Source organism: Terriglobus tenax (assembly GCF_025685395.1).
In the GTDB taxonomy this organism is placed as follows: Bacteria; Acidobacteriota; Terriglobia; order Terriglobales; family Acidobacteriaceae; genus Terriglobus; species Terriglobus tenax.
The window spans coordinates 1,256,483-1,278,370 of the sequence record NZ_JAGSYA010000004.1 but is presented as its reverse complement, the minus strand read 5'-3'; the positions used below and the strand labels follow the sequence as shown (position 1 = coordinate 1,278,370).

Annotated in this window: 19 protein-coding genes; 9 read left to right on the top strand and 10 right to left on the bottom strand. The window is 60.3% G+C overall.

Annotation, left to right across the window (positions count from 1 at the left end):
* The first annotated feature begins 68 nt into the window (after positions 1-68).
* Complete coding sequence (locus OHL13_RS10740) at positions 69-1,316, top strand: FAD-dependent oxidoreductase (protein ID WP_263410124.1); 1,248 nt, start codon at positions 69-71, stop codon at positions 1,314-1,316.
* A 36-nt stretch (positions 1,317-1,352) separates the two neighbouring features.
* Entirely contained in the window at positions 1,353-1,883 is a 531-nt protein-coding gene (locus OHL13_RS10735) for a DUF2911 domain-containing protein (protein ID WP_263410123.1), read from the top strand.
* 57 nt (positions 1,884-1,940) lie between these two features.
* On the opposite strand, the gene aqpZ is transcribed toward OHL13_RS10735, so the two are convergent.
* Positions 1,941-2,645, bottom strand: coding sequence for an aquaporin Z (aqpZ, locus tag OHL13_RS10730; protein WP_263410122.1), 705 nt, complete (start codon positions 2,643-2,645; stop codon positions 1,941-1,943).
* A 154-nt stretch (positions 2,646-2,799) separates the two neighbouring features.
* Between aqpZ and OHL13_RS10725 the strand changes: the two genes are divergently transcribed.
* Entirely contained in the window at positions 2,800-3,972 is a 1,173-nt protein-coding gene (locus OHL13_RS10725; protein ID WP_263410121.1) for a M24 family metallopeptidase, read from the top strand.
* Here OHL13_RS10725 and OHL13_RS10720 read toward each other — a convergent pair.
* From OHL13_RS10720 to rbfA, 7 genes are all read right to left on the bottom strand, one after another.
* Positions 3,969-4,532 carry a DUF2238 domain-containing protein gene (locus OHL13_RS10720; protein WP_263410120.1) on the bottom strand — a complete coding sequence of 188 codons (564 nt, stop codon included), beginning with the start codon at positions 4,530-4,532 and terminating at the stop codon, positions 3,969-3,971. The two genes, OHL13_RS10725 and OHL13_RS10720, sit on opposite strands and share 4 nt — an antisense overlap.
* A 67-nt stretch (positions 4,533-4,599) precedes the next feature.
* Entirely contained in the window at positions 4,600-4,776 is a 177-nt protein-coding gene (locus OHL13_RS10715) for a hypothetical protein (RefSeq protein ID WP_263410119.1), read from the bottom strand.
* Complete coding sequence (locus OHL13_RS10710) at positions 4,773-5,180, bottom strand: DUF6677 family protein (protein ID WP_263410118.1); 408 nt, start codon at positions 5,178-5,180, stop codon at positions 4,773-4,775. The genes OHL13_RS10715 and OHL13_RS10710 overlap by 4 nt, the downstream gene beginning before the upstream one ends.
* A 24-nt stretch (positions 5,181-5,204) precedes the next feature.
* On the bottom strand, positions 5,205-6,191 hold the full coding sequence (locus OHL13_RS10705) for a GNAT family N-acetyltransferase (RefSeq protein ID WP_263410117.1): 987 nt from the start codon (positions 6,189-6,191) through the stop codon (positions 5,205-5,207).
* A 37-nt stretch (positions 6,192-6,228) separates the two neighbouring features.
* Positions 6,229-8,130: an ArnT family glycosyltransferase gene (locus tag OHL13_RS10700; RefSeq protein ID WP_263410116.1), complete on the bottom strand. Its 1,902-nt coding sequence runs from the start codon at positions 8,128-8,130 to the stop codon at positions 6,229-6,231.
* Positions 8,131-8,141: 11 nt separating this feature from the next.
* A complete protein-coding gene (locus OHL13_RS10695; RefSeq protein ID WP_263410115.1) occupies positions 8,142-9,116 on the bottom strand; it encodes a DHH family phosphoesterase in 975 nt (324 codons plus the stop codon).
* Complete coding sequence (rbfA, locus tag OHL13_RS10690) at positions 9,113-9,490, bottom strand: 30S ribosome-binding factor RbfA (RefSeq protein WP_263410114.1); 378 nt, start codon at positions 9,488-9,490, stop codon at positions 9,113-9,115. The genes OHL13_RS10695 and rbfA overlap by 4 nt, the downstream gene beginning before the upstream one ends.
* A 158-nt stretch (positions 9,491-9,648) precedes the next feature.
* Here rbfA and OHL13_RS10685 point away from each other — a divergent pair, with 158 nt between their 5' ends.
* Genes OHL13_RS10685 through OHL13_RS10665 form a run of 5 tightly spaced genes read left to right on the top strand, consistent with a single transcriptional unit; the run spans position 9,649 to position 15,294 of the window.
* Positions 9,649-11,496, top strand: a complete 1,848-nt coding sequence (locus OHL13_RS10685) for a heavy metal translocating P-type ATPase (protein ID WP_263410113.1) — start codon at positions 9,649-9,651, stop codon at positions 11,494-11,496.
* Between the two features lie 45 nt (positions 11,497-11,541).
* A complete protein-coding gene (locus OHL13_RS10680; protein ID WP_263410112.1) occupies positions 11,542-12,132 on the top strand; it encodes a TetR/AcrR family transcriptional regulator in 591 nt (196 codons plus the stop codon).
* On the top strand, positions 12,129-13,256 hold the full coding sequence (locus OHL13_RS10675) for an HlyD family secretion protein (RefSeq protein WP_263410111.1): 1,128 nt from the start codon (positions 12,129-12,131) through the stop codon (positions 13,254-13,256). Before OHL13_RS10680 ends, OHL13_RS10675 begins: the two co-directional genes overlap by 4 nt.
* Positions 13,253-14,182, top strand: coding sequence for an ABC transporter ATP-binding protein (locus tag OHL13_RS10670; RefSeq protein ID WP_263410110.1), 930 nt, complete (start codon positions 13,253-13,255; stop codon positions 14,180-14,182). The genes OHL13_RS10675 and OHL13_RS10670 overlap by 4 nt, the downstream gene beginning before the upstream one ends.
* Complete coding sequence (locus OHL13_RS10665; protein WP_263410109.1) at positions 14,179-15,294, top strand: ABC transporter permease; 1,116 nt, start codon at positions 14,179-14,181, stop codon at positions 15,292-15,294. Before OHL13_RS10670 ends, OHL13_RS10665 begins: the two co-directional genes overlap by 4 nt.
* A gap of 49 nt (positions 15,295-15,343) precedes the next feature.
* On the opposite strand, the gene OHL13_RS10660 is transcribed toward OHL13_RS10665, so the two are convergent.
* A complete protein-coding gene (locus OHL13_RS10660; RefSeq protein WP_263410108.1) occupies positions 15,344-16,360 on the bottom strand; it encodes a YncE family protein in 1,017 nt (338 codons plus the stop codon).
* Between the two features lie 241 nt (positions 16,361-16,601).
* Positions 16,602-17,822: a pyridoxal phosphate-dependent aminotransferase gene (locus OHL13_RS10655; protein WP_263410107.1), complete on the bottom strand. Its 1,221-nt coding sequence runs from the start codon at positions 17,820-17,822 to the stop codon at positions 16,602-16,604.
* Between the two features lie 540 nt (positions 17,823-18,362).
* Here OHL13_RS10655 and OHL13_RS10650 point away from each other — a divergent pair.
* Entirely contained in the window at positions 18,363-21,851 is a 3,489-nt protein-coding gene (locus tag OHL13_RS10650; RefSeq protein WP_263410106.1) for a TonB-dependent receptor, read from the top strand.
* The last annotated feature ends 37 nt before the right edge of the window (positions 21,852-21,888 follow it).

Genomic DNA, 21,888 nt, shown 5'->3' with positions numbered 1-21,888 from the left:
CTGATGTTGGAATCCAGGCGCTATGCGTTGAGCCTGAAGTGTCTTTCTTTCGATAGGAGCGGATAGAGATGAAGCGTCGTGAATTTTTGCGGCAGTCGGGTGCGTTTGCGGGGTTTGGCATGATGGGGTTGGCCGGGTGTGCGAAGAAGCCGGTGACCGCGGCAACCGGCGCTACGGCTCCGACGCTTCCTTTCTATGACCGTCTTCCGGAGCTGGTGCCGATCCGCGCGCACGAGAACAGGATCTTCCGCACGACGGTGTGCCTGCGCCCGTTCCGCGCGGCTGGTCCAAGGCTTGAGGTGGAGAAGGTAGGCGACAAGATTGTGTCGCACAACTATGGACATGGCGGCAGCGGCTGGTCCTTGAGCTGGGGCTCGGCGGCTGTGGCTGTTGAAAACGCCATGAAGGCCAGCAACGGCGACAAGGACATTGCCGTGATTGGCTGCGGCGCGCTTGGCCTGACGGCAGCGATTACGGCGCAGCGCGAAGGCGCCAGGGTGACCATCTATGCGAAGGAGCGGCCACCGTATGTGCGTTCGGCACGCGCGACGGGAAGCTGGACTCCGGACTCGCGCATTGCGCTGGCCAACGCGGCCGCGCCGAACTTCGGCGACACGTGGGAGAAGATGGCACGCACCAGCTGGTCCATGTACCAGAGCTACCTGGGTATGCCGGGCAATCCGATTGAGTACTTTGACCAGTACTACATGCGCGATTTCCTGATGGATGAGCCGGAGGAGCTGAAGATGAAGCCGGTGCCGGAGAGCCAGCATCGCGAGTTTGCGCGCTATGCCGACCGTATCAGCGACATTGCCGCAGCGAGCGAGGATATGCCTGCGGGATCACATCCATTCCCGGCGAAGACGGTGCGCCGCAGCAGCACGCTGCTGTTCAATGTGGCCGATTACTCGCGCCAGTTGATGAATGATTTTCTGATTGCAGGCGGCAAGATTGAGACGGTGGAGTTCCATTCGCCCGCGGACCTGGCTGCACTGCCGCAGAAGACGATCATCAACTGCCCGGGCTATGGCGGCCGCGCGCTGTGGAAGGACGAGTCGATTACGCCGGTGCGCGGTCAGATTGCGTGGCTGATTCCGCAGCCCTGCCAGCCGTATGCCATGTACTTCAGTGGCGTGAATGTGCTGGCACGCCGCGACGGCATCGTGGTGCAGTCGAGCATGCTGGGCGAGGCTTCCGGCTGGAATGAGACGGATGAGACGCCGCACATGGACGAGGCTCTGTGGGGTGTCCACAAGCTGCAGTGGCTGTATGCCGGTATGGAAAAAATGAAGACAGGCCGCGGCAAGACGGCGTAGCTCTGGCGCATATAGAGTGGTTGCGAAGGAGTTCTTATGAATCGTCGTTCGATGTTGCTTGGATTGGTGGCAGGGCTTTGTTGTAGCCCGTTGATGGCGCAGACGGGAGAGGCGATGGCCAGCCCTCCGGCAAAGGCCGAGGTGGCTCTTGGGCCGGTGAAGGTTACGGTGGACTATCACACGCCCCTGATGCGCGGCCGAAAGATCATGGGCGGCCTGGTGCCGTATGGCCAGGTGTGGCGCACGGGAGCGAATGAGGCGACTACCTTTGTGGTGAGTGGCGGCGATGTCTCCATTGCCGGCAAGCCGGTAGCGGCCGGCAGCTATACGATCTATACCTTGCCCAGCGAGACGGGTTGGAAGCTGATTATCAGCATGGAGACCGGCCAGTGGGGCACGGAGTACCACGCGGATCGCGACCTGGTGCGCGTCGATATGGATGTGCATAAGCTGCCTGCGCCGCAGGAGAAGATGAGCATCAGCTTTGAGAGCACGGTGGGCAAGCGCACGGACATGCACGTGAAGTGGGAGACGACGGATGTCTCCGTGCCGATCCTGGCGAAGTAAGCGAAGAGTTGCAGATCAAGCAAAGGGAGCGCACGGTATCGGCGCTCCCTTTGTGCTTTAAGCGGCTTGCTTCGGTGTGCAGAGCATGGGGTAGACCAGGCCTGCGAGCGCTGCTCCAACGATTGGTGCAACCCAGAAGGCCCATAGCTGTTGCAAGGCCCATCCACCTGCGAAGAGAGCGACGCCGGTGCTGCGTGCCGGGTTGACCGAGGTGTTGGTGACCGGAATGCTGATGAGATGAATCAGCGTGAGGCACAGCCCGATGGCGATGGGCGCGAAGTGCGCGGGCGCGTTGTTGTGTGTAGAGCCGAGGATGATGAACAGGAAGAAGAAGGTCAACACGACCTCACACAGCAGGGCCGAGGTGAGTGAGAAGCCTCCGGGTGAGTGCAAACCGTAGCCGTTGGAAGCAAAGCCTGCGTGGACGTCAAAGCCTGCCTTGCCGCTGGCGATGGCGTAGAGTGTCGCTGCTCCCGCGGTGGCTCCGGCGACCTGTGCGACAACATAGGCGGGCAGGTCTTTCCAGGCGAAGCGGCCACCCACTGCAAGACCCACGCTGACGGCAGGGTTCAGGTGGCAGCCTGAGATGTGGCCGATGGCATAGGCCATGGTGAGCACGGTGAGTCCGAAGGCGAACGATACGCCAACAAAGCCAATGCCGAGCTGAGGAAAAGCCGCAGCCAATACTGCCGAACCACATCCTCCCAGGACAAGCCAGAAGGTTCCGAAAAATTCCGCAACGGTGCTTTTGACGATCGACATTCCAAATTCCTTTCATTTGAAAATCTGACGCGGTGCTGCATGGGCCGAAGAACCTGATGGATCAGGGGAGGGCTTTACCTTACTACAGATGGGTGACTGGTTTGGATAAATTGCAAGGCCGGGTCTTTTACAATCGCAGGGTTGGCAGGTGCTTATGCAGATTGAAGCAATCCAGGAAGCGCTGCGCGAGAGCGGTGCGGACGCGTGGCTGTTCTATGACCATCACTACCGCGATCCGATCGCGTACCGCATCCTCGGCATGGCGGAGGGGCTGCACGTCACGCGGCGCTGGTACTACCTGGTGCCTGCACATGGTGAGCCGAGGAAGCTGGTGCATCGTATTGAGTCGCTGCGCCTGGACGCTTTGCCAGGCACGAAGGATGAGTACAGCAGCTGGCAGGAGCTGGAAGCGAAGCTTGAAGTCATGCTGGGCGGCGTGACGAAGATCGCCATGCAGTACTCGCCGCGCAACGCGATCATGTACGTGTCGCTGGTGGATGCGGGCACGGTGGAGCTGCTGCGGAGCTGGGGCAAGAACATTATTTCGTCAGCTGACATGGTCAGCCATTTTGAAGCGGTGTTGAGTGAGGAGCAGGTGGCCTCGCACTTCAAGGCGCAGGTGCTGCTGGATGAAATTCTTGCTGCCGGCTGGAAGCAGATGGGCGACCGCGTGCGCGCGGTCGGGACGGATGAGTTCGCCATGGTGCAGTGGCTGGCGGAGAAGATTGAGCAGGCCGGCATGGTGACCGAGCATGGACCGAATGTGAGCGTGGGGCCGAACGCGGCCGATTCGCACTATGAGCCGAAGCTTGAGAGCTCGCATGCGATCCGCAAGGGCGACTTTGTGCTGATCGATATCTGGTCGAAGATGGCCGGCGACCAGAAGGCTGTCTGGTACGACATTACCTGGACCGGCGTGGTGGGCCGCGAACCTACGGAGCGCGAGCAGCAGACCTTTGCGACTGTCGTTGCAGCGCGGGATGCTGCGATCAAAGCGGTAGAGGATGCCTTTGCCGCGAACCGCCCCATTGCGGGCTGGGAGGCCGATCAGGCGGCTCGCGATGTGATTGTGGCGGCAGGGCAGGGTGCGTGGTTCACGCATCGCACTGGACACAACATTGCGACCGAGCTGCATGGCAACGGCGCTCACCTGGATAACCTGGAGACGCATGACGAGCGGCTGATTCTGCCAAGGACGTGCTTTTCGGTGGAGCCGGGGTTGTACTATCCGGGCGAGTTCGGCATCCGCAGCGAGGTGAACATGATTACGCGGCCGGGTAAGGCGGTTGTGACGGGCAAAGTGCAGCGGGAGCTGGTGCGGATCTAGACCCTGGATGCTTGTTTGATTTGCCTGTTATGCAGGCGGGAAAGCAGAAGCTGGGCGGCGGTTGCTCCAATCAGTGCGCAGAACATATCGTTCTGTGTGTCGAACGGGTCGCCCTGTGTGCCGAGAAAGGCATCCGCACCACTGCCTTCCAGTACTGCTACGAACCACTCCAGGAGTTCGTAGCAGGCGCTGATGGCAAGGCAGACACTTAGCACCAGGAAGACGCGCCACCAGCTCCCGTTGACAATCTGTTTCCGGATGAAGATTTCACGGGCGATGATAGCTGGCACGAAACCCTGTGCCAGGTGGCCCACCTTGTCATAGTCGTTGCGCTGCAGGTGGAAGCGGTCGCGAATCCAGTCAAACAGGGGAACATTGGCATAGGTGTAATGCGCACCCACCAGAAGAATGCACATGTGCACCGCGATGAGTGTGTAGGCCAAACGTGTGAGCGGGAAGCTCCTGTAGGTAAGTGCAAGAACTGGTGCGGCGAGGAAGATGGGAAACGATTCCAGCCACCAGGTTATGCGGTCTGACGCGCCGATCCAGGACCAGACCATAACCGCCACAACCGCAGCAAGTAAGAATCCAAGCCATCTGCGGTCGTGCGGTGTTTGCATAGTCGATTTAGTGCTTGATGAAGTACATCAGCCAGCTGGCGACGATGACGCCGCCGACGAAGAGGGCGAAGCAGTAACCGCCAAACCTGATCATGGCTTTGGGTTCGCTGCGCTGGGTGATGCCGAAGACCACCGATGTGAACAGCGAGAAGAGCAGCACGGCAGAGAAGTGGGAGAGGTTCACAGCGGCTTCCTCCCATTCGCGAGCGAGTGCGCGTCGACGGCGGACATGATGTTCAGCAGTCCGGCCACCACGATGAAGCGGGTGCCGTAGTCGGCGATGGCGATCTGGACGGAGGCGTGGCCCCAGTCAAGAAGCCGTGCCAGCACATAGAGCACGCCAGCGCCGAGGTCTCCGGCGAAGTTCAGCATGTCCAGCAGGTCGCCGGTGTTGGGCTGATAGATCTTGCCCTGCAGGCCGATGCCGATGAAGAACATGCTCGTGATGGAGACGAAGAGCAGTGCCGCACGGATGGGCTTTTTGACGAGCAGGTGACCCGCACCGGGGATCAGCCAGCCGGCCAATAGCGCCATGATGGGGAGTGTCTTGGATTCGCCGGCGAGTGCGGCCTGTGAGCGCGTTGCCATTCCGTCTCTGATGATAGCAGCCGCCTAACGCGAATCGCGCTTATCCCACACCATGGCGTCAAAACGATGGTGCTGGCGGAAGCCCAGATCCTGGTACAGGCGTACAGCGTGGGTGTTTTCTTCGGTAACGGTGAGGGTAATCGCCTCAAACCCGCGCTTGCGCAGGCCGGCGGCCGCCTGCTGGATCAGCATACGTCCGTAGCCGCGTCCGCGAAGCTGAGGAGCGACGCAGAGCTGGGTGATGTGGGCGACGTGGTCGCAGACGCGGGAGCAGAGCACCATACCCTCCAGAACACCGCTGGCGGGGTCGGCGATGACCCAGGAGGAGTCAGTATCGAAAGCTCCGCAGCCGGGGAAGCGGACGATGTTGTGCAGAAAGCGCAGCGAACCATGCAGCGAGCGGTACTGGTCGTTGATGGAGGAGTCCAGGTGGCCGCGATAGGTGCGATGGATGAGTTCTCCGGCAGGCTGGAAGTGGGCGTTGACCCAGGGGCGCAGCACGAGCGGCTCGGGAAGAGCGGGGCCTGGGGGAATCTCAGGCAGCGCCGGGTTATGGTCCAGATCGCAGTGCAGGAAAAGCCGCGGGTAAATGCGGAAGCCAGCGGCGAGGAAAGGCGCGCTGAGCGAGCCTGCGGGATGCAGGAGAAGCTGTGACTCAATGCGCTGAGACTGCGGTGAGTTCTGCAGCATCTCGATCAGGTGCGTGAGCAGGCGCTGCTCAATCTGTTGTGCGGACTCAGACTCGGTGGGCTGTGCGAAGGCGTCGCCGACCACGGCCTTGTCGCCTTCGTAAACGCTGAAGGTGTAGCCGCTGACGTTGCCATTGTCGAGCGCCACATATCCCGGCAGGATGCGTGCATCCAGATACTGCAGCAGGAGCTCGACGGATGTGTTGTAGTCCCACTCGAGGAGCGCTTTCCACTGCCGTGCTTCTTCTTCGAGCAGGGCACGAAGCTGCCGTCCGGAGTAATGACGGAGGTCCAGCAGGTCGATTTGGGCGACAGCGCTCACTTGGGTCTTCAGGGGCCTGAAGAGCAGCTTAGCGGAGTTAGCGGCGCTTGTGTGCGGAAGGTTGGGGTGTAAGGTTTGCGGTCTGGGTTCCCACAGCGGCTACGCGGTAGACCGCCAGCCCCTGCCAGGGGTACAGAAACAGCGGCGTGTAGACGCGTCCGGCCAGGATTTCCGGCAGCTTGGAGGCATCTTTCTCACGCAGGACGAGGATGTGCTCCTCCTGCGGAATCTCGGCGATGACATTGACCTTTTCGGTGGCGCTGTCTTCCTGGAAGTAGTGGCGCAGCGGCTGGTTGCGATAGAAGGCCAGGCCATAGTCGATGTCGCGGCGGATGCGGTAGGTGGCCAGTGTGGAAACGTCCGGAGCCTGTTCCGTGATGCGCTGAGCCAGCGGGCGGGCGGAGTAGCTGGCGTCCAACAGCCAGCCGTTCATGCCCAGCAGGAAGAAGAGCAGGAGGAGCACCGGCGCCAGGGTGACGGTGCGCAGGCGCTTGGTTCCCCAGCGACGGATGGTGTAGTAGATGACAACACCGGTCAGGATGGCCCAGAATGCTGCCCAGAAAAAGGTCTTTGCGGGCGGCACCATGCGCTCGTAGATCATGTACTGCGGGCACAGCAGAAGGACGAAGGTCATCAACGAGACCAGGGCTGCGTGAGAGCCCAGCATCCACCACTTCAGCTTGAAGTAGCGTACGCGGTGTAGATAGTCGCCGGTCAGGATGGTGATGGGCGTGATGGCGGGCAGAATGTAGCCCGGCAGTTTGGAACCGGAGAAAGAGAAGAAGACAACCGGGAAGATGGCCCACAGCACGAGAAACTCGGGGAAGGCGTCTCCCGGGCGGGTGTTGCCAAGGTAACGGACGCGGTTGTGGCGAACTTTCCACTCGGCGACTGCGATCTGGATGGAATCGACCATGGCGCGAAGGCTCATGACCGTCCAGGGCATCAGGCCGAGGATGAGTACGACCAGGTAGTAATAGATGGGCTGATGGTGCTGGTAGCGGTCGGTGGCGAAGCGCTCCAGGTTGTGCTGCAGGAAAAAGAGCCGGTAGAAGTCCGGGTTGCGGAGCTGGACGGCGATGAACCAGGGCAGCACCATCGCCAGGTAGAGGACTACTCCCGGCAACCAGATTGTGCGGCGGACGATGTTCCACTCGCGGCGCAGGCCTGCAAACAGCAGCAGGATGCAGAGAATCATGAACGGAGCGACAGGGCCTTTGGCCAGTGTCGCCAGACCGCCGAAGAAGTAGAGGTCAAAGAGCCAGAACTTCTTGCCAGTCTCGTACCAGGCGTACCAGCCCAGCATGCCGATGGAAAATGGCGCGGCCAGTTGCATGTCCGTGGAGGCTCCGCGGGAGAAGGCAACCATGGCGACGGCAGAGGCGGTGATCAGGGCTGCGTCCAGGTGTCCACCTGGACGGAAGCGCCGCATGTGCAGATAAATCAGAAGGATGAGCGCAAAGGTAGCGGTGGTGGAGGGCAGGCGGGCGGACCAGTCCGAGACGCCGAACTCCTTGAAGAAGCTCATGGCGCGCCAGTAATAGAGCGCCGGTTTCTCCAGCCACGGTACGCCGTACAGAATGGGGGTAATGGCTCCGGCGGTCAGGCAATGGTAGCTTGCCGACAAATCCTGCCAGGCCAGGCTATGCGGACGCACGGTGGTATGCAGCGCGTGGCACTCGGCGGAGTGCACCTCGAGCATTTCGCGGGCGACCTGCGCGTAGCGTGGTTCATCGGCGCCCACCAGGCCAAGCTCTGTGCGGCTGATGTGCAGGCTGCCAATCGTGAGCGGAACCAGGCCAAAGGCCAGCAGCCAGCTGGTGACCAGGAACAGAACGACCAGTTCCTGTGTGGCGGAAAAAGCCTCGCCCGAACGCAGCCGGTGAAGCCACTGGCGCGCGCCATTCGGGGACGATTTGCTCTGGTCGTGGTTGTGCAACGGAGATTAGGCTAACAGAGTTCCGCCCGCAGGCGTTTGATGGTAAGGTCAATCGCCGTTTCCAGACTGCCGCTGATGGTGCAGCCGCTGGCGTTGACGTGGCCACCGCCGCCGAAGTGTTCCGCTACGAGCGCCACGTTGATACCACCCTTGCTGCGGATGCTGAGGCGGAACTGCGGCGTACCCGTCACAAAGGGGCGGGGCAGTTCGCGCAGGAAAACGGCGCAGTCAATGCCGGCGATGGAGATCAGGTAGTTGACCACGCCTTCGCAGTCTTCTTCCTCAGCGGCGCTCTCGATCATGTCCTGCAGGGTGATCCACGCCCATGCGATCTTGCCCTCAAGATGCAGATTCGAAAGGGCGGAGCCGAGGATGCGGATGCGCGGCGCGGGGTTGGTGAAGTAGACCTCCCGAGCGATCCATGCGGCATCGGCCCCGGCAAGCACCAGCTCGCGGGCCAGAGCGAAGGTATCGGCATTAGTGCCGGGGTAGGTGAAGGAGCCGGTGTCCGTAAGAATGGCCGCGTACAGGCAGGTTGCCATCTCCGGCGTAATGGTCACGTCGGCGGTCACCGCCAGGTGGTAAACCATGGCGGCGACGGCGCAGGCGTCCTGATCAATCCAGTTGCAGTTGCCGAACTCGCGGCCGCTGGAGTGGTGATCAATGTTGATGAGGAACATGCCCTCGGTGCCATGGATACCGGAACGCTCCACCGAGTCACACTCCAGCAGAATGACGGCATCGTAGCTGCCTTCGATGCGCGGTGCGACACGAATGCGATCCACCTGCGGCAGGTTGCGGTAGATGAAGGGAACCGGATCGGCCACCACGACCTCGCACGTCTTGCCAAGCTGATCCAGCAGCATCGCCATGGCGAGAAGGGAGCCGACGGCGTCGCCGTCAGGACGGGAGTGCGAGGTCAACAGAAAATGTTGCCGGCTGCGGATATGGTTCAGCAGCTCGGAGGTGGCGGCGAAGTAGGTCACTGCTCCGCCTTCCGAACACGCTTTCTGGTACGCGTCAGAAGTTCATCTACGCGGGCGGTGAGTTTCTCGGAACGATCAATGACAAAGCTGAGCTCCGGAATGTGGCGTACACCCATGCGATCCCGGATCTCGGTGCGGATGTAGGCGCGGGCGGCCATCAGGCCTTCCCGGGTGGAGATCTCCGTCTCTTCATCGCCTTCGACGGAGACGAAGACTTTGGCGGATTTGCCACCGGGGGCGAGGACGACCTCGGTGACATGGCACAGGCCAATACGTGGGTCGGAGAGTTCGCCTTCAATCATGATGGCGATCTCGTCGCGGAGGGTACCGATGACTCGGTTGCGGTGGTGGACTTTGGCGCGCGGCTCAGGCATTAAAACTCCAGGGAACCAGTGAGAATACCAGACTTCGGACAGTAAGCCTACAGGCAAGCGCAGGGGAGGTCCTGAACCTTCGTGTCCGCCGTCATAGCTGGAAGACCTCAGCCGTGCGATGATTCTCAGCGATGTGATGCGCGGTGAGGGGCGTACGCATGTTGAAAACCTGGAAGAAATGCAGTGTGTATGTAGCAGCTGCCGGCATCGCCGCATCCCTGGCCCTGCGCTTTCTGCTACACACGGGTGGTTGGGGAGCGGTTATCCCGTTGTGGTGCGTGGTCGGTTTTGGCGGCACGCCGCTGATCGTGGACCTGCTGCGGCAGCTATGGCGGCGCGAGTTTGGCGCGGACTTCCTGGCGGCATTGTCCATCGTCACCGCGGCGGCGATGGGACAGTGGCTGGTGGCGGCCATCATTGTGCTGATGCTGGCCGGTGGCCAGGCGCTGGAGGAATATGCCACGGCGCGCGCATCGTCAGTCCTGAGTGCGCTGGCCAGGCGAACACCGAGCATTGCCCATCGTTGGAGCGCAGGCAAGATGCAGGAGATTGGTGTCGCCGAGATTGCCATCGGCGACCGCCTGACGGTGCTGCCGCACGAGATCTGCCCGGTGGATGGAAGCGTGCTGGAAGGGACCGGCTCGATGGATGAATCGTTCCTGACGGGCGAGCCCTTCCGTATCCGCAAAACGGTGGGGTCCCAGGTGATCTCCGGTGCGTTGAATGAGGATGCTGCGCTGACGATTGTGGCGGAGAAATTGCCGCAGGACTCGCGGTATGCCCGCATTATGCAGGTGATGGTGCAGGCGGAGAAGAGCCCACCGCATCTTCGGCGCCTGGGCGATACGCTGGGCGCGATCTATACGCCGGTGGCGGTGGCGATTGCCCTGGCCGGCTGGGGCTTCAGTGGAGATGCGACGCGCTTTCTTGCCGTGCTGGTGATTGCCACGCCATGCCCGCTGTTGCTGGCCATTCCCACGGCGGTGATTGGAGCGGTGTCCCTGGCAGCGCGGCGGAGTATCGTGATTCGCAAACCCGTGGTGCTGGAGCAGGTCGGCAGCATCCGCACCATGCTGTTCGACAAGACAGGCACCCTGACGCATGGGGAGCCGGTGTTGAGCGATATCGTCAGCCTGTTGCCGGGGCTGGCGGAGCACCAGCTGTTGCAGCTTGCGGCGAGCCTGGAGCAGTTCTCCAAGCATCCGCTATCGCTGGCGATTCTTGAGGCAGCCAAAGAGCAGCGGGTGGAAGCCCTGCCAGTCGAAAACATCAGCGAGCGGCCCGGCGCCGGCATGACCGGTGTGGTCGAGGGCAGGCAGGTAAAGATCACGGGGCGCAGAAAGCTGCCGTCTGCGATGGTGGCGCAGCTTCCGCAAGAAGCGCCCGGCATGGAGTGCGTATTGCTGGTGGACGACGTGCTTGCCGGGCTGATGCGGTTTGAGGACAAACCCCGCAAGGAGGGCCGGGCGTTCATGGACCACCTGCGCCCACGGCACCAGGTATCGCGGCTGATGATTCTCTCCGGAGACCGTGATGCGGAGGTACAGCATCTTGCCTCGATCATGGGTATCCACGAGGTGCATGCTGGATTGTTGCCGGAAGAGAAGCTGCAGATTGTGCGCGAGGAGACGGCGAAGGCTCCGACGCTGTTCCTGGGCGATGGCGTTAATGATGCCCCGGCGATGATGGCCGCGACGGTTGGCATCGCCTTTGGCCAGAGCAATGACATTACCGCCGAGGCCGCCGGTGCGGTGATTCTGGACACTACGCTGGAGCGCGTGGACGAACTGCTGCATATAGGACGGCGCATGCGAAGGATCGCGCTCCAAAGCGCTGTTGGCGGCATGGCGTTGAGCACCTGCGGCATGATCGCCGCTGCGATGGGATATCTGCCGCCGCTGGCCGGAGCCCTTGGCCAGGAGGGGATTGACCTGCTGGCCGTGTTGAATGCCCTGCGGGCATCCCTGCCGGGGAGAGAGTTGCAGGACTTTGAGGAATTCGATTGATATTTATACTCAAGTCTAAAAAGTGGACTATAGTGTTTAACGAAAATGCCTACCTCACTTCGCGAACGGCAGAAGGAACAAACCCGACTGGAGATGGTGCGCTCGGCGTATGACCTGTTTGTGCGGGATGGATATGACGAGGTCTCGATGGACGCCATCAGCGAGGCGGCAGGCGTCTCTCGCGCGACCTTGTTCAACTACTTCCCGCGCAAGGAACTGATCCTTCCCGAGATTGCGCGGTTGCGCGTGGAGCGGCTGAAAGAGTTTGCGCGGCAGCGGACCGATGAGCGGCCGGCGACGGTGGAAGAGGTGCTTGCGTTCATCCTGCAGATTGCGCGGGAGCACGAACGGATTGCGAAGGGGCATCGCAGGCTGATGATGCAGGTGTGGTTTCAGCAGGCGACGCATGGCTACCTGCTGGAGCGCAGGGCGGAAGCTGTCGAGGCACTGGGCAGCATGATCGAGCGGATGCCCCGCCGGAAGAAGCTGTTCCCGGCACGGGTCGCCGCGGAGATGGTTTTTGCGGTTGTGATGGCGACGGCGCTTGAGTGGATGATGAACGAAAAGCATCCGGTGAACTGGCTTTCATTGGCAATGGAACAGCGGCTGAGTGTGGCGTTTGCGGGGGTGGCATGAAACGGAACGCAGTCATGGCGGGCGGTGTGGTGGTGCTGGCGGTGGCAGGCGCAGTGGCGTACTGGTTGCTGCGTGAGCCGAAGACGCTGGTCTACTCCGGCACGGTGGAGACACGCGAGATCGAAGTGGGATCGAAGGTGGGTGGGCGTGTGACCGAGGTCGGCGTGGAGGAAGGCCAGGTGGTGAAAGCCGGTGCCATGCTGGTGCGGTTTGAAGCCGATGAGCTGAAGGCACAGCTTGCGCAGGCGCAGGCGTCGGTAGCCCAGGCAGAGGCTGACCTAGCCAAGATGGAGCACGGCAACCGTCCGGAAGAGATTGCGCAGGCAGAGGCGACGGCTCGTGCGCAACAGGCAGCATATGAGGCGGCAAAGAACGGGCCTCGCACGCAGGAACTGGCGCAGGCGCAGGCCGATTATGACGCGGCGCAGGCCGATGCCGTGAATGCGGAGGCGACCTTCAAGCGCATGGCCATGCTGGTGCGCGGTGAGACAATATCGCGGCAGCAGTATGACGACTCCCTGGCCAAGAGGGATGGAATGGCGCAGAAGGCGGAGTCTGCACGGCAGCGGTTGAAGCTGCTGCAGGCAGGTACACGCACGGAAGACCTGGACGCGGCGCGGCAGAGGTACCTGCAGGCCAGGGCTGCGGCTGACCTGGCGCAGCGTGGCTTCCGCAAGGAAGATATTCAGGCGGCGCGGGGTGTGCTGGCTCAGGCCAGGGCCCACGTGGAGGAGCTGCAGGCTCGCCTGCGCGAGGCTGAGCTGGCCGCGCCCGCCGATGGGTTGATTGAGACGGTGAGCGTCCGCAGTGGCGACCTTGTGCCTGCCGGACGCATCGTGTTGACGATGCTCGAAAGCTCACAGCTTTGGGTGAGGATCTACATCCCGGAGACGGAGATGGCGAAGGTGAAGCTGGGGCAGCAGGCAACAGTCACGGTGGACTCCTTCGGGAGCAGGACCTTTGCCGGGCACCTGGCGCAGGTGAATGCATCATCTGAATTTTTGCCGCGCAATGTGCAGACACGCGACGATCGTCAGCATCAGGTTTTTGGCGCGAAGGTGATGATCGATAACCCGGACGGCGTGTTGAAGTCCGGCATGGCGGCGACGGTGCATCTGCCATGACGCCGGTGATTACGGCCGATGGGCTGACGATCCGCTTCGGCAGCTTTACCGCCGTGGAGAATGTTAGCTTCGAGGTCGGCAAGGGGGAGCTCTTCGGGTTTCTGGGACCGAACGGTTCCGGGAAGACAACGATCATCAAGGCGCTGTGCGGCCTGCTGACGCCGACCGAAGGCACAGGCACGATTCTTGGGATGGATATCCGCAGGCATGCGGCGGAGATTCGCCAGCATGTCGGCTACATGTCACAGAAGTTCGGCCTGTATGAAGACCTGACGGTTGCCGAGAATCTTCTGTTTTATGCCGGGGTGTATGGCATCAAGGGAACGCAGGCGGAGCAGCGCACGAAAGAGATTCTTGCGCTGACGGGGTTGGAGCCGTATCTGCAGCGTCGCGTCGGTGCGCTTTCCGGTGGATGGAAGCAGCGGCTCTCCCTGGGCTGCGCGATCATTCATTCGCCGCAGGTGGTCTTTCTGGATGAGCCGACGGCGGGCATTGATCCGGTGGCGCGGCGGTCATTGTGGGACTTGTTCTTCCAACTCTCAGGGCAGGGTGTGACCTTCTTTGTGACGACGCACTACATGGATGAGGCAGAGCGCTGCGGCCGTGTGGGCTATATCTACCTGTCGAAGCTGGCGGCAATTGGAACGATTGAAGAGCTGCAGCAGTTGCCCGCGGCGAACCCGGCGGGAACGGTGCGTGTACAGATTGAGTCGCCCGATGCCTCGACCGTGCTGGCGCGGTTGCGTGCGATGACCGGCGTGCGCGAGGCGACGATCTTTGGCCGTTCGATTCACGCCCTGGTCGAGCAGAATCACCTGGAAGCGATCCGGCAGCAGTTGAGCGGAGCCACGGTGGAGCCGATTATTCCGTCGCTGGAGGATGTCTTCGTCACGCTGACCTACGAGATTATGAAGGAGCGGCGATGAAGGACCTGTTCTATGGACTGTGGCCTATCTGCCGCAAAGAGTTCACGCACATTCGCCGCGACCAGACGACGTTGTTCTTCACGCTGGCTGTGCCGCTGATGCAGTTGTTCATCCTGGGCCTGGCGGTGGATACGAATGTGCGTCAGATTGCGACGGTTGTCTTGGATGAATCGCACACACAGCAGAGCCGCCAGTTTATCGACAAGCTGTCTGCTTCGGACTCGTTTCACGTTGTGGGGTATGTAGACTCCGCGGCCAGGCTGGACAGCGCCATACGTGCGGGCGAGGCCAAGGCCGGTGTGCGAATTCCGTATGACTACGCGCGGCGCCTGCAGGATGGCAGCACGGCCACGGTGCTGGTGCTGGTGGATGGTTCGGACTCGTCCGTCGCAGGGCAGGCGACGAATGCTTCCAGCGGCGTGGCGATGCAATTATCGCTGGCGCAGTTGCTGGGCAATTCTCCCATGCCGGTGGAGGTGCGGCCCTCGGTGCTCTACAACCCCAGCACGCGGTCAGCCAACTTCTTTATCCCCGGTCTGATTGCGGTGTTGCTGCAGATGATGGTGATCCTGATGGTGGCGCTGAGCCTGGTGCGCGAACGCGAGCGCGGAACGCTGGAGCAGTTGACCATGACGCCGGTGGCTCCGCTGGGCCTGATGGTTGGCAAGATGATTCCGTATGGCGTGATGGCCTTCGCGGAGTTGTGCGTGATTCTGACGGTGATGCGGGTTGTCTTCCAGGTGCCGGTGCATGGCAATGTGCTGACGTTGCTACTGCTGTCGGTCCCGTTCCTGCTGACGGTGCTCGGGATCGGGCTGATCATCTCGACCAAGGCACAGACGCAGGCTGAGGCCTTTCAGCTTGCGATGGCGACGATTCTGCCGTCGGTCTTTCTCTCTGGCTACATCTTCCTGATTGAGAACATGCCGCCGTTTTTTGCGGCGCTCAGCAAGGTGATTCCCACGACGTATTACATCCGCATTGTGCGCGGTATTGTGCTGCGCGGCGCGGGGATGGGAGACCTGTGGGTGAATGGCGTGATTCTGCTGGTGATGGGCTGCGGAACGACCGGCTTTGCCGCATGGTTGTTTGTGCGCCAGCGACACACGTAGTCCGGAAAGAAGGGAGCGCCCTGTGCAGAAGGCGCTCCACAGGGAAGCGTTATCGGCTGACGACGATGACTTCGAAGCTGTCCGGCAGAACGGTCGGGCGCGGCTTCGGTGTCGCGGCGGTGGGAGCAGCAGCCGGGGCGTACTTCGCTGCTCCAAGGAAGATCTTTCCAGTGGCGGAATCGAAAGCCATTGTCTTTGCGCCACGTGCGGTTGCGAGAGATTGGATCTTCGGGAAGCCGGGCTTGCCGGTGTCAATCACGCTGAGTGTGCCATCGCCTCCATTGGAGGAGAAGGCATAACCGGTCTTCGGATCGAAGCCCGCGGCATCGGGCGAGTCGCCGATCGAGGCCAGGCCCAGCAGCTTTCCAGTGGAGTAATCCAGCACGGACATCTTGTTGCCATCACAGACGGAGAAGAGACGCTTCTTCGCGTGATCAATCGTCATGCCGGAAGGAGACTCGCAGCCAGTCAGCGACCATGTTGCTGTCATCTTCTTCTCCCGCGCGTCCAGCCTGACGATGGAGTTCTTGTCTTCAATATTCACGAAGACATTGCCCTTGCCATCCACCTGCGGGAACTCCGGTTTGCCGGGCAGAGCGATGGTTGCAACGACTTTGTTGGTCGCGGCGTCCAGTACGGACACATCCTTACTGCGGCCATTGAAGGCCCACACCGTGTTGGTAACAGGTTCGTAGGCGATGCCGTCGGGATTTGTGCCAGCGGGTACGGTCTCTTTGACGGCAAGCGTAGCGCGGTCAAAGACGATGATGGCGTTGCCTGCTCCGTCACTGGCATAACCGGTTTTGCCATCGGGGTTCAGGGCAACACCATGCGTGCTCTTCAGGCCGGTGATTGCGCCGACCGGCTTGCCGGTGGAGGTGTCGATCACCTCAACCCGCGCGTTGTGGGCAATGTACAGGCGATGCGCGGCATCGTCGCTGAGCAGATAATCCCAGCCACCCGTGCCACCCACCTTCCAGTGGTCCACGATCTTGTAGCTCTGTGCGGGAGAGAGGGAAGCGAAGGAAAGAAGGGCGGCTCCAGCCGCGATCTGGTACAGGCGCATAAGAGTTGACTCCGAAGAAAGAGCTCGGGGATGAGCCGGCATTCCCAAGTCTGCTCGCGGCAGCTTAAGCAGTCCTGAAGTGCTGTGAACGAGGGGTGAAAAAGAAAACGGGCCACCCTGCTGAGGGTTGCCCGTCGATATGCGGATGGAAAGAAGACTTTTCCGATTCTTCCTGTAGGATGCGGTTCAAAGATCGACGGCTCCGGAGTGACCGGAGCCGCTGGTTGAAAGCGATTGCAGCTTAGGAGAAGTGCACCGGAACAGCGATGCGCTGCATCTGTTCCAGCGATGCCTTGGCCGGAGTGTCCATTACCTCCTTGAAGGCAGTGCGGAACTTGGCCATGTCCTCCTTGGTACCGACCGAGATGCGAACGACATTCGGCCAGATGGGCCAGGTGCGGCCGATGATGACCTTCTTCTGCGCCATGGCGCCCATTACCTGGCGTCCGTTGCGACCGGTGTCGACCATGAAGCAGTTGGACTGCGAGTCGCCGATGACCTTATAGCCGTTCTGCTTCAGGAAGGCGAGGGTCTCCGTGCGGGCTTCACCGATGTACTTCTTACGAGTGGGGACAAGGTCCTTGTCCTCGAGCGAGACGCGTGCTGCGATGGAACCGGTGATGGCCATGGGATTTTCGCCGCAGTCGGTCAGCTTCTTCAGTACGTCAGGGTGTGCCACGGCGAGCCCGGCACGGATGCCGGCCATGCCGTAGATCTTCGAAAAGGTCCGCAGGATGATGATGTCCTTGCGCGTGTTCACCTGGTCGACCACTGACTTGGCATCGGAGAGATGGATGTAGGCTTCGTCCACCAGCAGCATGGTGTCCTTGGGTTTGTTGTCGAGCAGCCACAGGATCTCTTCGCGCGCGGTGATGGTGCCGGTGGGGTTGTTCGGATTGCAGAGATAGATAACGCCTGCGTTGGGAGCCGCTGCGGCAAGCGCCTTTACATCGTGCGCGTAGGTGCTGGTCAGTTCTTTGGTAATGGTCTTCGCGCCGGAGATGGCGGCGGCGCGCTGTGCGGCTTCATAGGTCGGGTTGGCGGTGACCAGCGGCTTGTCGGGGCCGGTGTACTTCAACACAGAGTAGTGCAGCGGCTCGCTCGATCCGCCATAGACGGCAACGTAGTCGGTCTCAATACCGTTCTGCCTGGCGAAGACATCCATCAGGTTGAACATTTCCAGGAAGTCGTAGCGTCCGCCCTTGGCTGCAACCTGTGCGATGGCTGCACGTGCGCCATCGCAAGGGCCGAGAGGGTTTTCGTTCGCATTGATGAACACGGCGTCCTTCGGCATGGACTCCATCATCTTCTTCATCATTTCCATCTGCGATGGCTGCTTGGCGGGTGCTGTACCGGTTTGCTGTGCAGCCCAGGCGAAGTGCGATTCGGTAAGGACCGGGATGCTGGCGGCGGCAGCACCCACACTACAAAGGAAGGAACGGCGGGAAACGCGAGAGGACATGGGTGGATCTCCTTGTGGGAAAAACGTGCAACGAGGGGCCGGAAGTGTCTTCAATCTAGCGGGAATGAGCAGGAATCATCAAGCGAATGCAAATACTTTGCGTCAGTAATATAAAAATTCGTTGACACGCCGCGGTGGTGCTGGCAGACTCAAACCAATCTCACCAACTCACCGAGTGCCAATCGAGAGCCCAACGACTCTCGAGAAGCTATCGGAGTATCCCAATGTGGTTTCATCCCGCGCCCAACAATGCGGGGTCTCACAGCAGTCTCGTAAGTCCAGGTTTGTTCTTTTGCAGTAGCAGAGCAGATTCGCAGAGATGGTTGTAAGCAGTACGGTCTCTTTTTAGTAGCGAAATAGACAGTTAGGGCGAAAACGCCAAGGGAGTCGTGTCGGCATCATCGGCATACGTCGATGCATAGCCGTATCTCGCCATCCCTCAAGTTCACTCAAAGAACTGCCGCGGCAGTGTACCCACACGTGTCTCTGCTGACGGTTTACGGCATGTGCAGAAAAAAGAAGTACTCCAGGGAGGTTGTAGTGGCTTTTATCCGTACCCGATTTCAATGGCTGATGGGGCTGTTGGCGGTGGTAGCACTGGTTAGTTCCACCGTCCTAGGTCAATCCAACTACGGTTCGATTCGTGGCATTGTCAAAGATCCTCAGGGCGCAGTGATTGCGAACTCGACGGTGGTCCTGACAGACGAAGCAACCAAAATCGAACGCCAGACTGTTTCGAATGCGGCTGGCGAATACTCATTCAGTGCAGTTTCTCCAGGCGTTTATACGGTTCGCATTTCCAGCGATGGTTTTTCGGCCGCACAAAACAAGGGTGTTCGTGTTGAAGCCGGCAACACTCTGACTCTCGACGTTGCTCTTGCACTCGGATCCTCTTCGCAGACGGTCGAGGTGAGTGCAGTCGAGCCGCTGGTCGATAACGGTACTTCCTATGGCGGTCAGACGATTGATTCGCAGAAGCTGACTACTCTGCCGAACCCGGGCCGTAACCCCTTCCTGTTCTCCAAGCTTGATAACTCGGTGACGCCGGTTGGCGATCCCCGCTTCGTCCGTTTCCAGGACCAGTCCGGTTCTTCGACGATCTCCATTGCCGGCGGCCCGCTCAGCTCGAACAACTACTCTGTTGACGGTATTCCGATCACGGATTCGACCAACCGCGCTGTGATTATTCCGTCGGTTGAGTCGGTGGAAGAAGTCAAGATCCAGTCCAACACCTATGACGCTGAAGTGGGCCGCACCTCGGGTGGTATGTTCAACACCACGCTGAAGTCCGGCACTTCCACACTCCATGGTGTTCTGAACGGCCAGACGCGCCAGACCAACTGGGGCGCCAACCTGTTCTTCAACAACCGTACTCCTCTTACTGATCCGATCACCAAGGCTGTGCTCTCTCCGACGACGCCTCGTGGCGCGGCGGAGTTTTACAGCTATGCCGGTTCACTTGGCGGACCGATTCCGCTGCCTCGCTGGCTTGGCGGGAAGGACAAGACCTTCTTCCAGATCACCGAAGAAGGCTATCGTCAGCGCTCTCCGTATGTTTCGGGAAACCTGTTTATTGTTCCAACAGTCAAGCAGCGTTCGGGCGACTTCTCTGAAATTGGAACGGTAACGGGCGGCGTCTGCGTTACGGGCCGCTGCATTTATGATCCGACGTCTGCAACACGCACTCCGTTTGAAGGGAACGTGATTCCGACGAGCCGGATCAATACCATTGGTCGCAATATCATCAACACTTATCCGACCCCGAATACCTCGGTCACTGCGTACGGCGCGAACAACTTCAACGGTGGCGATACGCTGGGCGATCGCGCGGATGAGTTCATCGGCAAGTTGACCCACTCGTTTGGCAGCCGCTGGCTGGCAGACCTCTACTACATGCACTATGGTTCGAAGGAACCGGGTGGCAATCCGCTGCAGAACTTCGCGGGTAGCTCGGGTTCTTACCTGCTGTACCGTAAGGTCGATGCGGTAGGTATCCAGAACACGATTACGCTGAACCCGACCACGATCCTGACGGTTGGCTTCGGTTTCAACCGCTTCCCGAACGACACCCAGGACATTTCGGCTGGCTACAACCAGGCGAATCTCGGCTTCCCCTCGAACTACCTGGGCGCCCTGTCTAAGACTGGTTTCCCGGCGATCACGGGTGATGCGGGCATGGCGAGCGAAGGAACCTCGAACTCCGGTCCGGCGGTCTTCTTCTCGCGTAACTTCGTAACGGGCATTGCCAAGAGCCTTGGCAAGCACAACATCAAGGCTGGCTATGTCTTCCGCGTGGTCAGTGTCACGTTCACCTCGCTGAGCAACACCAGCGGCGCCTTTACCTTTGACAGCACGTTGACCAACTCCGGCGGTTCCACTGCATCCTCGACGGGCGCAGCCGCAGCCAGCCTTTTGCTGGGCTACCCAACCACCGGTACGCTGGTGATCCCGGCCCGCCTGGGCTTCACCACCGGCTACAACTCGGTTTATCTGCAGGACGACTGGCGTATCACGTCGAAGCTGACCGTGAATGCTGGTATCCGTTATGAGCACGAGCGTGGCATCCACGAGCGTGACAACAAGCTGGCGGTAGGTTTTGACCGTGCAGCCCAGTACTCTGTTGGTGGAGTTGCTGCTCAGGGTGGCGTTATGTTCGCCAATCAGAACGGCTACGGAACGACGAGCGGAACCACTCCGAATAAAATTTCGCCTCGTCTCGGCATGGCCTACCAGGTCGACTCGAAGACGGTTGTTCGCGGTGGCTACGGTGTGTTCTATCAGCCGATCGTTTACTCCAACACGGCAGCGTATGCTCCGGGTTATGTTGTGACCAACTCGATTGCATCGCAGTCCGGTGTCCCATCCATCAGCCTCAGCAATCCGTTCCCGAACCTGCAGACGGTTGCAAGTGGCAACTCGCAGGGGTTGGCTACCAGCGTAGGCAGCACGCTTACGCTGATTGACCAATACCGCAAGGCGCCGTTCTATCAATCCTTCTCGGCCAGCCTGGAGCGCGAGCTTCCGTATGGTTTTGCTGTCAAGGTGGGCTACATCGGCGGTCATGGACGTAATCAGCAGAACACCATGAACATTAACCAGCTGCCTGACCAGTATTATTCGCTGGGCAGCACAGTACTGAATGCAAATCAGCCCTTCAAATATGCTGGCGTAGGCGCCTGGAATTCGGCCACCCGTGCCTATCATCAGAGTCTGCGTCCGTTCGCCCAGTATCAGGGCATCACGATGACGGTGGGCAATGGTGCAACTAACTACAACGCTCTTGCGCTGAAGGTGCAGAAGCGCTTCAACCAGGGGCTGACGATCCTGACCTCGTTCACCTGGGCTTCGAACTGGGATAGCATCTGGAGCCAGACCAGCACACTCAACTCGGGCAATACCGGTCCGCAGGATACCTACAATCCGAAGGCAGAGTACGCCCGTTCGATCAATGACATCCCCAAGCGCCTGACGATTGCCGGTACCTACGAGCTGCCGTTCGGTCGTGGCAAGTGGATCGGTGGCAACGTCAACAAGATCGTTGACTTGGCAATTGGTGGATGGAAGTTCAATGACGTGATGATCGTGCAGGACGGTTCTCCTCTGGCCATTACTCAGACGAACAACCTATCTCCATATGGCAACACAACGCAGCGTCCGAACCGTATCGCCAGTGGTTGCAAATCGGGCCGTCCTCAGGACCGTCTCAATCAGTACTTTGATCCGAGCGCCTGGACTGCTCTGAATGCACCTTCTGCCGGTGCGGCTGCCTCCAGCTACTACGGCAACTCCACTCGTACGGTGGACTGCTACGGTCCTGGTTACCTGAACTCCGATATATCTCTCTTCAAGACCTTCAGCATTGGAGAGAAGGTAAAGGCTGAGTTCCGTGCGGAGGCTCTGAACGCCTTCAACACGCCGCAGTTTGCTACCCCGAACCGCACCATCGGCGGCGGTTCTTCCACCGGCCAGATCTCGGGTACGCTTGGCTTCCCGCGCCTGGTAGCTCTCGGTGGTCGAATCCAATTCTGACGCTCTCCTAACCCTGAAAGGGCCGCGACCTCGGTCG